Source organism: Sinobacterium caligoides, from assembly GCF_003752585.1.
Taxonomy (GTDB): Bacteria; Pseudomonadota; Gammaproteobacteria; order Pseudomonadales; family Sinobacteriaceae; genus Sinobacterium; species Sinobacterium caligoides.
The window spans coordinates 639,031-654,385 of the sequence record NZ_RKHR01000003.1 but is presented as its reverse complement, the minus strand read 5'-3'; the positions used below and the strand labels follow the sequence as shown (position 1 = coordinate 654,385).

4 protein-coding genes are annotated in these 15,355 nt (G+C 54.1%); all 4 read left to right on the top strand.

The features are described from left to right. The first annotated feature begins 20 nt into the window (after positions 1-20). Positions 21-10,442: a fibronectin type III domain-containing protein gene (locus EDC56_RS03000; RefSeq protein WP_162844062.1), complete on the top strand. Its 10,422-nt coding sequence runs from the start codon at positions 21-23 to the stop codon at positions 10,440-10,442. 181 nt (positions 10,443-10,623) lie between these two features. Further along, positions 10,624-13,377, top strand: coding sequence for a putative Ig domain-containing protein (locus tag EDC56_RS02995; protein WP_123711031.1), 2,754 nt, complete (start codon positions 10,624-10,626; stop codon positions 13,375-13,377). Further along, the gene (locus EDC56_RS02990) at positions 13,377-14,321 is read left to right on the top strand and encodes a hypothetical protein (RefSeq protein WP_148059289.1); all 945 of its coding nucleotides are present in this window, start codon (positions 13,377-13,379) and stop codon (positions 14,319-14,321) included. Before EDC56_RS02995 ends, EDC56_RS02990 begins: the two co-directional genes overlap by 1 nt. Positions 14,322-14,380: 59 nt before the next feature. Next, positions 14,381-15,352: a hypothetical protein gene (locus EDC56_RS02985; RefSeq protein ID WP_123711029.1), complete on the top strand. Its 972-nt coding sequence runs from the start codon at positions 14,381-14,383 to the stop codon at positions 15,350-15,352. Positions 15,353-15,355 lie beyond the last annotated feature (3 nt).

The following is a 15,355-nucleotide window of genomic DNA, read 5'->3' as shown; positions in this document are numbered from 1 at the left end:
AACTGAGAAGTTATGTTGTGATGATAAAAAGTCTAGGCAAGCATATTGTATCAGCGCTAATGTTGATCACCTTGTTGCAATTACCGATGCTTGTATCAGCAGAGTTGGTGACGGGTACCAATGAGGCGGATGATCTTAAGGGGGGCGATGGTGATGACACCCTGCGTGGTGGGGCTGGCGGAGACACCTTGGATGGTGGTTTGGGCAGGGATGAATTGTATGGCGACTCTGGTGACGACACCCTGCGTGGTGGCGGTGGTGTCGGGGATTTTCTACAAGGGGATCAGGGTAACGATACCTATGAGTTCGCCCGTGGCGATGGCCATACCACGATCAATAACAATGACTCTTCTGTCGATGACGGTGATGTATTGCAGTTTCTTGCAGGCATTGCACCAAGTGATGTGGGCGTTACGCGTTCTCTGAGCAGCTTACGTAGAGACCTTCTAATCACTGTTCGGGGACCTGATAATTTAGTCGAAGTGATTACCGTCAGTAATTTCTTCTTCGCCGCACCTGCATATGAGCTCGATGCGGTGGAGTTTGAGGATGAGACTGTCTGGGATACGGCGAAGTTGAAATTACTCGCCCTAGAAGGCACTGCAGTTGCAGATAATATTTTAGGGTATGCTTCTGATGACGTGATTAATGGTGGTGAGGGCGAGGATACTCTCAAAGGTAAGGGGGGGATCGACCACTTAAATGGCGGTGCGGGCAAGGACAATCTGTATGGTGGGCCAGGTGATGACGTCCTGCGTGGTGGTACCGGTGTTGGGGATTTTCTACAAGGGGATCAGGGTAACGATACCTATGAGTTCGCCCGTGGCGATGGCCATACCACGATCAATAACAATGACTCTTCTGTCGATGACGGTGATGTATTGCAGTTTCTTGCAGGCATTGCACCAAGTGATGTGGGCGTTACGCGTTCTCTGAGCAGCTTACGTAGAGACCTTCTAATCACTGTTCGGGGACCTGATAATTTAGTCGAAGTGATTACCGTCAGTAATTTCTTCTTCGCCGCACCTGCATATGAGCTCGATGCGGTGGAGTTTGAGGATGAGACTGTCTGGGATACGGCGAAGTTGAAATTACTCGCCCTAGAAGGCACTGCAGTTGCAGATAATATTTTAGGGTATGCTTCTGATGACGTGATTAATGGTGGTGAGGGCGAGGATACTCTCAAAGGTGAGGGGGGGATCGACCACTTAAATGGCGGTGCGGGCAAGGACAATCTGTATGGTGGGAAAGGTGATGACGTCCTGCGTGGTGGTACCGGTGTCGGGGATTTTCTACAAGGGGATCAGGGTAACGATACCTATGAGTTCGCCCGTGGCGATGGCCATACCACGATCAATAACCATGACTCTTCTGTCGATGACGGTGATGTATTGCAGTTTCTTGCAGGCATTGCACCAAGTGATGTGGGCGTTACGCGTTCTCTGAGTAATAATCGTAATGACCTTCTAATCACTGTTCGGGGGCCAGATGATTTGGCGGAAGTGATAACCGTCAGTTACTTCTTTTGGGCCGCACCTGCGTATGAGCTCGATGCGGTGCAATTCGACAATGGAACAGTTTGGGATACCGATGATCTTAAAACCCTGGCCGAAGGGGGTGAACTGTCGAAGGTGATACACCTCGCCAACCCTTATGATGACGCTCAGCACGTTTTCAACTTGAGCGCAGAAGAGGTTAAAACATTAAAACAAAGCGGTGATGCATCGGCAGCAATAACCGTGATTAGTGAGGAGAGCAGTCAAGGCCTTAATGTGGAAGCGCTTATTTGGTGGCAGCAAAGTGATGAGAAATACCATGTGCAGCTGCCGAAGTATTACAGCTATGATACCGCCCTCGAGCAGGATGTTGTGGTCGACCTTGTGGATCGCGAGGTGGATTTGCACAAATGGCAGGCCTACGACATATCAGCTGGTAAGCAGGAAGGGGAGTGGGATGTGCAAAACCCTGAGGGCAGTAGTGTCCATCAGTCGAAAAATACACATTTACTTAGTTATTTTGTCAGCGATTTCCAGCTTTATAGTGATCGTTTCGAAGGCACCTTTTTAACGAATGGATGGGATGATGATTATATAGGTTTCGTATTTAGTTTTTCTGGCTTTCAGTCGGAACATTATCTGTTTTCTTGGGGGAATGGCTCTCAAAATGCCCAGCAGGGAATTAACATTGTTAGGATGCCTGCTAACCTGACCAGTGATAATATACTTTATCCTGGAGAATACGGCCCAGCACGCCTGTTTTGCTCTCCGTCACAGCCTGACACTGATTGTGCTAATAGCCCAGGTTGGGTAAAAGGAGTGCGTTATCGTTTCACGTTGAGTTATCGTCAAAAAGCAGACGGTCAAGTGGTGATTAATATTCGTGTTATCGATACCAATAAATCTATAGGTGATGTTGGTTACGAAGTATTTAATACAACGTTGAAAGATGCTATAGGCTTAAAACCTGGCCGGGTAGGTTTTTATAATTGGAGTCAACCCGATGTAAGCTATGGTGGTTTTTCAACCAATGTATTGTTGCCACCGAACGCTAACACAGGTGGCCCCTACGCTTTCGACGCCACGCTTTCGACGATCATGCTGGATGGTCGTGAGAGTGTAGACCCGGATACGTTGGCGGCCGATAACGGAATTGTTAGTTATCGCTGGACCCTTGGTGAGGGCGCAGAAGCGCTCATTTTTGACGGGGCTGAATACAGTCTTAGCTTTGCCGAGGCGATCTCGCAAGGCCTCAGCTTGGTTGATGCCGTCCCGTTAAGGTTGATGGTTACCGATAGTGACGGGCTGACGCATCAGAACAGCACACTGGTCAGCTACCAGAATACGGCGCCTGTCGTGGCGCTACCGGACGGGCCGATTATGGTATCTAGTGCCCAGACGTTGGCTTCGATGTTGACGTCCGCGAGCCTGACAGACGTGGATCAAGGATTTGGCGAATCGCATGATCTTCAGTGGGCTTTCGCAGAAGATTGCGCAGCCATTGCACCAGAGCAGGGCTTTCTAAATGGGGGGGCAATCGACCTCGCGGCACTGCCAAGTTCAGTCACTGAAATACGTTCATTGATCGATGAGGCCGCTAGTCATCAATTGTGTTTGTGGGCCAGCGATGCCAGCGGTCAACAAGCGTCTGATGGCGTCGAGCTTCACCTGCCGCCCGCAGTGCGTTCTATCGACCGTGAAGGTTATGTTACCGACGTTGATGTAACGACGATGACCATTAGTTTCTATGGCGAGGTCGAGGGCTTTGATAGCGCCGATGTGGTGGTGGAGAATGGCAGCGGAGTTGCCATCCCGATCACTTCTGTTGAACCTGTCGAAGGCGTACTTGGGCAGTATATTATTACCTTTGCGCAAGTGCTGGCCGATGATGATTATACGGTACGAATAACAACCGACATCACTGCGCTGAACGGTGGCCAGGCCATGGAACAAGGCTATCAGTCGACGTTTACTGTCGATACTGAAGACCCTTCGACACCGCAGTTGACGACAGCGGTGCCGCGTTGGCTGGATCATAGAGGCCTCTCGCTTAGTGGTACACGTGACGCAGATACCCGCATCATGGTGACCGCGACATCTACCCGCAACCCGGCTATTACAGAAACAAAAGAGCTGGCCAGTTTTGCTGAAACGTCGTGGTCGGGCAGTTTCAATCTGCCAGCCGAGGCAGGCGAGTATCGCCTGCGCATCGTCGCAGAAGACCGTGCCGGACGGGTGTCGGCAGCGCTGCAATTATTGACATTCTGGGATGCCAATAAACCAGTGATATCGAGCCGAACACCCAATTCAGCTGAGTATTTATCGGCGCCTGTAGCTGAGCTCCGTGTGAGCACGAAAGAATACAGCGAAGCCGGTGGCAGTGGCCTGGATAGTAAACGAAGTGCCTTGCTGTTACGTCGTGGCAGTGTGTTGATCAGTGGTGAGGTCACCTTTATTGACGAAGCGGCCGGGATCGTATTCACACCTGTTGCACCGCTAGAAGATGGCACTTATACGGTGACGGCAAACCTTGTGGATAATGCCGGCAGAGAGGCGCTGGGGCAAAACTGGACTTTTACCGTTGATACAAAAAAGCCGCATATTAGCGTGCAAGCCTTACCGGCAGTGACAACCGAGACACCGCTACAAATTAATGCGACATCAGAGCCGGGCATTCAGTTCCATGTCAGTTCAGGGGAGCAGTCTTGTCATTCAGCGTTCAGTGATACGGGCGTAGGTGTCGGATGCCAGGCGAATCTTGTGCAAGGTGAAAACGTCATTACTGTCTGGGCTGAGGATAAAGCGGGCAATAAGAGTGATCCGGTTGTTGAAAATGTATTTTACGATGACACCATTCCCGATGCCGTTACCTTTACCCCGACGATGCTGGAAGGTGACGGTATGACCGTCACTATCGATTGGTCGGCTTATCAAGCTGGCAATGACATCCTCAGCTACGAGGTGTACTCATCACCTAACAGCTTTAGCGTGTTAGAAGGGGTAAGTAAGCAAACGGTTGTAGCCGACGTCAGCGTGTTAACTCTAAATGGCTTGAACCGTGGTGAGAACTTTATCGCCGTGGTTGCCGTTGATCGGGCAGGACAGAGCTCTCCTTTTGTCGCGCAGTCAGTGACCCCGAAGGACACTGAGAACGTTGCCGAAGTAGCGGCTGTCAGTGTTGTTTCACAGGCCGATCAGCTTACTGTGCGTTGGCTACCTGTTGTCGATAGCGCCGGTGATTTAGCGCAGTATCGCCTGCACATTAATGGCACCGACTATACGATTGATGCCGATACGGTGCCGCTTGAGCAAACCGTGACGGGATTGACCGCGGCGACGGGTTACCCACTCACACTGCAAACGATCGATACGGCGGAGAACCTCAGTAACGGCCTTAATGAGGTGGCGGTTACCTTGCTTGCCAACCCTGTTATCGCGGCACCCGAAGCCCTTGATAGCAGTATCAAGCTAGCTTGGACGCCGGTGGCGGATGAGTCGTTGTTGAAGCATTACGCTGTGTATGTGGAGACGGAAACCTTTAGTGATGTGACCGGAAAGACACCGAAGCGTCTACTGACGGCAGGTGTTAGCGAAGCCACGGTCTCCGGTTTGACCAATGAAACAACCTACCATGTTGCTGTAACGGCGGTTAACCTATCCGGCGGCGAGAGCTCAATGGTTAGCGCAGTGACCGTGCAGCCGACCGCCGATAGCATCAAGCCGACGATCGAGGCGGTGCGTTATGGTGCGCAACAGCTGCAGGAAGGTAGTAGCCATGTATTGACCGATACGGCTGCTTGGCAGATCGAGGCCAGTGATATCTCCGGTATTGCTCGCGTCAGTGTCTCTATCGATGGCCAGGAGATTGGCAGTAGTGTTGCGGGTCCTGTCTATACCATTCCGTGGTCGTTAGATTCGGTAGAGGACGGTTTACATACCGTACAAGTGGCGGTCTACGATAATGCGGCGACCGAGAATGAGCAGCTGGCCAGTTACGATATTGATGTACAGCTGAGCAAACCTGCTGCGCCTCAGATCACGACGCCGGCGAATGGCCTAATCACCAACCAGCCTCAGTTGACACTGCGAGGGACGGCGCCGCTGGGCACGAAGGTGAATATCTATCGCGGCTTTACTACCGAGACGTTGTTGCAGGCGTTGACGGTTGATGGTGCCGGTCACTTTGCCGGCAGTGTGGCACTGGTCGAGGAAGACTCCGAGCATAGCAGTAATGTGAATCGCCTTTTTGCTCGCACGGTTTATACCGCTAACGGTCGTACGCAGGAGGAGAGTGACGACAGTAATGCGGTAAGTGTGACCCTTGAGACGACGTTACCGGATGCCCCAAGCGGTCTCAGTGTGCGGCGTGGTGAGAAACGTCAGGTGTTCATTAGTTGGAACCCTGTGACCATGGTCGTTGGCCGATCGCCGATCAGCGGTTATCGCCTCTATCGTCACACCGAGAGCTTTGAGGACACTGCGGTGGCGACGCCGATGAACGGTGGGCAACTGATAACATCGGCATCGTGGGCGGAGATACCAGAAGAGGATGGTGACTATTATTATCGCGTGCAGAGTGTCAACGACCTGAACACGCCGAGCGCTTTGTCGGCGCCAGCCGTGGTCAGTGTCGATGGCACCGCTCCGCAGGTGATCGATCTGCAGTTCACCGCCCTCGGTAAGTACGATGCGACGACCCAGCGTTATGGCCAGGGCGTAGTTGAGCTTTCAATCGCCTTTGATGAACGCCTGCTGGCCAAGCCTTTCTTGTCGATTGTGCCGATGGCCGGTGGCGGTGCGATTGCCGTTGCGTTACAGGAAGATTATGAGCGCGAAAATGCTTACCGTGGTCAGTTTACTATTGAGCCGACAACGGGCTCGGGTCTCGCCAAGGTGCAGTTATCCGCCTTCGATCGTGCCAGTAATCAGCTGACTAGAACACTCGACGAGTACCCACTGTTGATTGATAGCAGCGGTCCGCAAGTGGTCGATATCCAGTTGTCGCAAGCAGCACCCATTGAGATTACTGACACCGGCACAGCGCTGACGGTGACTTTACAACTTGATGAAGCGCCAGTGGAAACGCCGCAGTTTGGCTTTGATATCGTGCTTACGGGCAGCGACCCCTATACTGAGACGATCGAGCTAACACAGCTGCAGGCTGACGGCTTGCGTTGGCAGGGTGAGTTCACACTGCCTGCCAATGTGTTAGATGTGATGGCCGATGCCGAGGGCAATGCGGCATCGATACTGCGCTTCCAGTATCAGGCCGTTGATGATCTGGCTAACACGGCCGTGGATGACACCATCGGGCGCTACCAGGTTTACCAAGGGGCGTTACCGCCGTTGGCATCTCCATCTAAACCACTGCTACAGGCACTGCCTGATGGCGAGGTCGATGTGAGCTGGCTGCCGGTGGAAGGCGCCTACGATTATCGTCTCTACCGTTGTTTCGAAGACACACCGGGCGCGTGCTCGCAGATAGCAAACTATCAGCAGCTCTCCGGCGTCTCGCCATTACATTATATCGATCGTCCGGGGCCGGATGGCCGCTATAGCTATCGCGTCAGCAGCATCCGTAAGGTTGCTGATGAGACCCGCGAGAGTGCACCAAGTGACGCCAGTTCAGTATCGGTGGATGCGACACGCCCAACTGCGCCGACTGGCTTGCAGGTGGAGATTAATGGCGCGGGTAACTACGTGCAGTGGCAACACGACAGTGCGGTGGAGGGTATTCACTATCAGTTCTACCGTTTAGACGGTGATTACAGCAGCCAATCTGTCGACTTAATCGCCGATGGTGCCAGCTTGCTGGTTGATAATATCCCACGCGGCGAAGCGTTAGATACGCGTCCACTGGGTAATCACAGCTATGTGGTGTTGGCCGTCGATGCCGCCGGCAACCGTTCCGTGCCGAGTGCCGCGGTCTATCAAGCGATGAACTTGGCTCCGGTGCAGCGCTTAAGTGTGACACTGGATACGCAGGGATTACCGCTGTTGCAGTGGCACTACCCGGGTGATCAAGCCGAGACCTTTATCGTCTACGAAGGTGAGCCTGTCGACGGCGCGCCGGGTGTTGAGTTGACTCGTAGCAGTGCGTTGCAATACAGCGATGTTGGTTACAACGGTGGCATGGCCACTGACGGTGCTAAGCAGGCGCGACGCTACAGTATCCGCGCCATTGATAAGACGGCGGCGGATAACCTCAGTCCTGCACGGACACTCGAGTTTGCGGCACTGAGTGCCGAGCTCAACGAGGGCAATGAACTGAAGCGTGGCATGATCAACAAGCTGCAATACCGTGTCGATAACCGGGGTGACTGGACGGCGAAAGCCGTGGTGCTTGAGCTTACCGTCGGTGAACAAGGGGCGGTGCTGAAGTCGGCGCCTTTCGATATCGCACCGGGTGAGAGTCATCTTGCCGAGGTTGTGGTCGGAGGTGATGCTGCGTTGAACGACGAAGAGATCTTGTACTCGACGTTGCGCTGGCAGCCAGCCGCCGGTATGGAGGCCATGGTGCATCAACAGCAGACCCTGCCCGTCGGCGACGATACGCTACGGGTGACGATTGAGCCGGAGACCTTTACCCGCGGCCAGCTTAGCCGTGCCCGCTTTACCATTGACAATCACGGCGAGGTGCCGGTGCAGGTCGTGCTCGCTGAGAACAATGGCAGCGCGGTGTCGAATGAAGTGCGCCTGATGCTAGAAGATGAAGAGGGCAATATCCTGGCCGTGCAAGCGGTGCAGCAGAGCGATGCGAATACGCAACCTGCGGGTAAGCGCTTGGTGGCGGAAATCGCCGCTGGCGATAGCTTCACCTCGGCGCCGATGGAAATTGGTGTGCCGGCCTCGGCGCCGGACAGGGTCGAGCTGAAACTGCTGGTCGATAAGTTGCATTATGCCGTTGCCCGCGAGCGTCATGTGGCGATCGATGGGCTGGCGGCGAGTCAGACCGTTTCTCTCGCAGATACGCCTTACGCGCTGTTAGCAGATTCGGCCATGGCGACACCGGCCGTTATCTTCGACGACGAGACACTGCAGCTCAGTGGTAGCGTTGTCGACAGTTCAACAGGCGAACGCCTTGCTAACGTACCGGTTAAGCTGGTGATCGAACGCAGTGGCTTCGAACGCTCAGCGGTGGTCTATAGCGATGCTAACGGTGACTTTAGTTATCAGTACCAGCCACAGCGTGGCGGTAGTGGTCTTTATACCGTGTCGATGATTCATCCGGATGTCATCTCACGCCCTGGGCAGGTGAGTTTTACGGTGCAGGGTGCGACAGTGTCCCCATCGCTATTCACATTGGCGATGCCGAGAACCTACGTGAGTAAGGCGGCGATCAAAGTGACTGCCGGTCTGCAGACCGATCTCACCGGCGTCTATGCCGAGCTGTTGCCAGAGTTTGTCGATGGCGAGGCGGTACTGCCGGAAGGCCTCACGGTGCAGTTGGATGCGACCAGTGCGAACCGTGTCGATCTCGCCGCTGGCACCAGCCGTTACCTCAACCTTACGGTGAGCGGTAATCAGTTTGCGCCAGCGGAAGGTAGCTTGGATTATGTGGTGCGCAGTGACCAACGTGAGGAGATCGGTCGCATTAGGCTGGACTACAAGCTGACAGAGGCGGTGCCGCTGATTAAGGTCTCCAGAGGCAGTATTGTCACCGGCTTGGCACAGGGAGAGCAGTTGACTGAATCGATCGCCTATAGCAACCAAGGCTACGCGCCGTTGCAGCAGCCAGAGTTTCAGTTAATTGCCGATGATCAGCCGGTAGATTGGCTGAATATTGCCAATCAAGCGTTGCCTAACCAGCTCGATGTTGGCGACAGTCTTGATCTGCAGTTGGCCATTAGCCCAGCCTCAGAAGATGATGCCTTTAGCACCCCGGTTGCCGACGGTAGCTATTACTTTACGTTGCGTATGACGGCGGCTAATTACCCGGACATCGAGCGTCGAATCAAAGTCAATGTCTACCAGGCCGGCAGCGGTGGCGTGATCTTTAATGTCGTCGATATCTATACCGGTCGCCCCGATCCTAGCGGTGGTGAAGGTAGCGTCTTTGGCGGTGTCGACGGTGCCAAGATTGTGCTGCAGAACGAGCGCACCTTTGACAGCTACACCTGTACGCCGTCGGTTGCGGGTAGTTCGATCTGTGCCAATATTGCGCCAGGGCCTTACATTTATCGCGCCAGCAAAACCGGGCATGTGTCTGAGACGGGACGCCTGTGGATCCGTGCCAGTGAGGACAGTGGCGACTACCTCTCCGAGCAGATCTTCCTGGTCAACCAGCTCATCAGTGTCGACTGGTCGGTGAACGAGGTTGTGCTAGAAGACCGCTACGAGATTAAGTTGGAGGCGAGTTACGCCACCAAGGTACCGGCGGCAGTGGTGGCGATTGAGCCGATGATGGTGAACTTACCCGTGATGCGTAAGGGCGGTATCTACCAAGGGGAGTTCCGTATTACCAACCTTGGTCTAATCACCGCAGAAGAGATGCGGTTGAGTCTACCGGCTGATAATCAGTACGTGCGCTACGAGTTCCTCGGTGATGTGCCGTCGTCACTGGGTGCCAATGAGGTCTTCTTCCTGCCTTACCGTGTACGGGCAGTGCAAGACTTTAATCCCGATGAAGATGGCGGTGGCACCGGCGCCGGTTGTGGCAGCTTCAGCGGTAATATGAATGTCAACTACAGTTCATCGTGCCCGAGCGGCAAGGCGCCAGGACGTTCTAGTGCGCGGTTCAATGCCAACTGGGGCGGCAGCAGTTGCGGCGGTGGCGGCGGTGGCGGTGGTGGTGGCTGGAGCGGTGGCTGGAGCGGTGGCGGTACCGGATCCGGTGATGATATCGGCGGCGGTAGAACGCCAATCAGCGGCGGTCAGACCTGCGCCCCACCACCGGCCTGCGAAAGTTGTAACAAAGAAAAGGGTGAGAACAACTCGGCAAAATAACGCGATGGCCATGGCGGGGTAGGTGAGTTTGCCGACCCCGCGGACTGTCATCTCTATGATTGTAATACGGGATGACTGTGAGACGGGAATGCGTCGGCAGACAGGCAATATAAAGTAAACAAGGCCCGCGAGCGCGGGCCGATGATAAAAATAACTTTATAACAATTAAAAGGTAGTTAATGTGTTAGAACGGAAATCGAGACGGGGCGGCTGGCTGGCGCTGCTAACCCTGCTGCTCCTACCGACCAAGGTATGGGCTCAGGCGGATGCGCTGTGCGCGGAGGTCAAGATTGAAATCAGCCAGCAGCTGACACTGGAACGGCAGGGTTTCGAGGCGGTGATGCGCATTAACAACCCGCTCACGGGTATCGAATTAAACGATATCGAGGTGACGGTGAATTTTGCCGATGCCAATAATCGGCCGGTCGTGGTCACCTCCAGCAGTGCGGCGATTGATAGCACGGCGAGTAATGCGCCGGCGTTTTTTATTCGCCACGAGAGCAGTGAAGGCTTCCTGCAGGCACCGGTGGACGGTGAAAATGGTGCGGTTAGCGGGGGGCGGATTCCCGGTGCCAGTGTCGGCGAGTTACGCTGGCTGATTGTACCGACGGTTAATGCCGTCAATGAGGATAACGTTGAACCGGGTGAGACCGACCCACGTAAACTGTTCCTCGTCGGTGCGACGCTAAAATACAGCTATGACAATATCGAGGAGACCGTCGTTGTCGCGCCGGATTCGATCGTCGTAAAGCCGTTGCCGGAATTGTCTATTCAGTACTTTTTGCCCCGCGACGTCTTCGGTGATAATCCAGAGACTGATACCGAGGAGTTAGTAGAGCCCTATACCCTCGGGGTACGTCTCAGTAATAACGGTTTAGGTCTAGCGGGCAATATGAAGCTGGAGTCGGCACAACCGGTGATTGTGAATAACGACAAAGGTCTGTTGATCGATTTCTCGTTGCTTGGCAGCTATGTGGGTAACCAGTCAGTGAGCAATAGCCTGCTGCTCAATTTTGGTGACATGGGGCCGGGTGATGTGCGCATGGGGCGCTGGATTGCTGAGACCTCGTTGACGGGGGAGTACGTCGAATTTAATGCCAGCTATACCCACGCCGACGAACTCGGCGGTGCGCTGACCTCGCTGATCGACGAAGAGGGCATTAAGACTTACTGGCTAGTGAAAGATGTGATGACAGAAGGCGATCAGGTGCTGGACTATCTGGCGACCACCGGTGGGGCACTTGACCAGCGGGTGGTGTTTGCCTCGGAGGCGATTGATAGCAATATTGCCGGTGTCTGTGACCACTGTAGCCCGGTAGGTTTCTCTGCCACAGCGGCCAGCCTTGGCAGCCCGAACGGTGCGGTTCAGCCGGTGATGATCAGCAACCCGGGCACGGGCTATCAGCACTACGAACTGGCGATCGATAAAGACTTCAGTGACAACAAAGCGGTACTCAGTGTGCGGCGTGGAGACGGGCGCCTGATCGCGCCGGAGAACGTCTGGTTCTCGAAGAAGCGTATCAACCCCGACAGCTGGAAGGAGCTGAGCTATCACCTTAACGTGTTTGATAAAGACCCAAGCAGTCAGTACAACATAACCTTTAAAGGCGTCGTACTCGGGCCAGTGCCGCCGCGACTGGAGGCGATACTCGACCATGTGATTAAAGAAGGTGAGCAAAAAAACCTCTTTATCAGCGCCACCGATGCCAATGGCACGGTGCCATCGCTGAGTGCGAAAGGGCTACCGGCTGGGGCGAGCTTTGTCGATGAGGGCGGTGGCAAAGGCTTGTTTCGCTGGATCGCAGCCGTCGGTCAAGCCGGCCGCTACGATGTTACTTTTACCGCCAGCGATGGTGTGTTGAAAGATACCAAGACCACCACCATCATCGTCACCGATGGCGAGCACAGCGCCGACTACTATGCCGATGCGGACAACGATGGCTACAGCCTTGCTGAGGGAGATAGTGACGACGGCGACCCGGCGGTGAATCCGGGAGCGATTGAAATTTGTGGCGATGGCATCGATCAGGACAGCGATGGCCAGGACATGCCCTGCCTAGAGGCCACCGGTGATGTCAATGGCGACGGTCTGTTTACCGCGCAGGATGTGTTGTTAGCGCAGCGTCATGTGCTGGCGCTTGCCAGTGTCGATGTCGCCAGCCGGGAGCGGGGTGATCTTTATTCAGCGCCGGCGGACAGTCAATTGACGGCGGCCGATGTGTTGTTGATTACGCAGCGAGTGCTGTTGAATATGCCGGTGTCACTCGATACCGACGGGGACATGATTCCCGATAGCTGGGAGTCGCAATTCATTGGCAGTGACCCGCTGGTCGCCGATGCGACCCTCGACAGTGATGGCGATGGCCTGAGCAACGCACAGGAATACTACTATCAGACCCACCCGGGTGTGGCAGATAGCGATGGCGATGGTTTTGACGATCGCGAAGAGGTGGCACAGGGTACCGACCCCACGGCGGCCGGCTCTTACCCGGTGCGATTAACCTCGATACCGGTTACCGAAGTTGCGGTTGGCCAGCTTTACCAATACACCTTGAGCAGTAACCATGCCGGTGCCAGTTTCGAGATTGTACAGGCGCCGATGGCCATGACCTTAGTGGGTAATATTGTCCAATGGCAACCCAGTGGTGGTGAGAATGGCGAGGCAGAGATTATTCTCCGGGCGACGGTAGACGGCCTACCGTCGATCGATCAAAGCTATACGCTGACCGTGTTTAGCGCCAACGGCGATATCGATAACAATGGTTCTATTGACGCCAAAGACCTGCTGTTGCAGCAGGGTTTTGCGATGGGACTGAACACACCGACGCCAGAGCAGCTTTATCGTGGCGACCTTTATCCAGTCAATGCCCCCGACGGCAAGATCGATGCATCAGATTTATTACTCTTACAACGACACGTGCTGGGAGGCCAATAATGTCAATGTTAAATCAGCTTAAAACTATCGCCTCAGTAGTATTGTTAGTCACTCTGGTGGGGTGTGTCAGTGCACCTTTACAGCGTTATGCAAAGACTGGTGATGTCTTAACAGTGCCTTTTGCCAGTATTAAAAAAGACACCAACGGTGAATATATTGCAGCCGAAGACTTAACCGTCACCATCGATGAGGCCGGTGCTGCATTGCCGGTGAAAGTGCTGGCGACAAAGCGGGTGTTTGGCCAGAGTGGTCATGCCATGGATTTGGCGGCGCAAACCGATAGCAACTTGGCCGCCTATGACGGTCAGTGGTTGGCGGTATTGCAGTTGGTTGACCCACAAACCGATCAGCCGCTGGTACTGACACCGGGGGCGACGACACTGGCGATCAGCTCGGCTAAATTGGCCGTTGCTAATGGCGCCAATAGAGCAGATCTTAGCGCGCTGCCGATTGAGATCTTGGCTGGTACCGCCACCGCCTTACCGGCAGCGTTAGCGGCGCAGTTAGGCTATGTCGATGACGCTAACTACGCCCTTGAAATTCGCCCGAGCAGTGCGCTTACTCCAGCGCGAGTCGGCGGGCTTAATCTGGTGTTGCGCTACAGCACCGTCGACGTCGATACCGCGCTACTCAGCCCGCTGATTCCGGACCCTAATGTGCAGCTGATTGCCGATTACAGTGTCGATAACGACGTTACCCTCGTGAAGGCGATGGTGATGAACGCGAGCGGTTTTGTTGCCGGCTTGGATGTCAGCAGCCGGCAAGCCCTACAAGCGCCGGCGAGTGTCAGCGACCTGAGCAATATTGCATTAAGTTTTCAGTACAGCAGTGAACAGAGCGATTGGCAAAACCTGATTATTATCGATAGCGACAGTAGCTACTACTTCGATCTTAACGGTGAGCCGATAGCCGGTGTGGTGCCGGTTTTGCAACGGGTGAAGTAAGTCAGTACTGACAAAATGCTTTCAATAGATGAGTTGAAAAAACAATGAAGATGATAAGAATGATAAAAAATATCGGTGTTATCGCCCTGGTATTACTGGTGTCAGGCTGTATTAGTGCGCCGTTGCAACGCTACGCAAAAACCGGCGATGTACTGACTATTCCGTTTGCCAGTATGAAAAAAGACACCAACGGTGAGTACATTAATCATGATGATTTAACAGTGACCATCACACCTAACGGTAGCACAGCGCCGCTGCCGGTGAAGGTCAGAATGACTAAGCGTATTTTTGATGAGCCGGCATCGATAAATAACCTCTTAGGGATGTTGGGAACAACGGTGGCGAGTCACGATGGTGAGTGGGTAGCGATCGTCGAGTTGAAAGATCCCGAGACTGATAAGCCGTTAGTGTTAGCCCCCGGCCCCGCGACGATTTCTATCGCGTCTGAAAAATTAACCCCCTTTGATAACGATAATACTTACAGGTTGGATCCCGCTGCACTACCGATCGAGATTCTTGAGGGAACGGCCTCGAAACTGCCTGAGTTCGTCAGGGCTCATCTTGAGGTGTTGGGTTTTGATGATGCCAGCATGATTGTACAGCCGAGTGCTTTGGCCGGCGAGGAGCGCTTTGGCGGTATGCAGCTGCAGTTCAGCTATACCCCGGCAGGCGGAGCGGCGCAAACCAATGACAATCCGTTATTGCTGACTAAATACGTTCCAGATCCCAATAGCCAGTTAACGATTAGCTATAACATGGTTGATAACAGCTATCACGTCAAGGCGATCATGTTAAACCGCTACGGCTTTATTACCGGCTTGGATGATTCGACAGCGGAGCAGCTTGGGGTCTCCGTGTTGGCTAGCGATATCGAAAATCTTTCCTTGGCGATGACCTACCTCACCGGCATCGATGTCGACTCAGAAGTGATCATTGATACCGCCGAGAGCTACTACTTTGACCTCGACGGAAACCGCATCGAGGGCGTGACCCCCGTCTTTGTGCAGGGGCGTACGGTCAGCAATCGCTAGTAA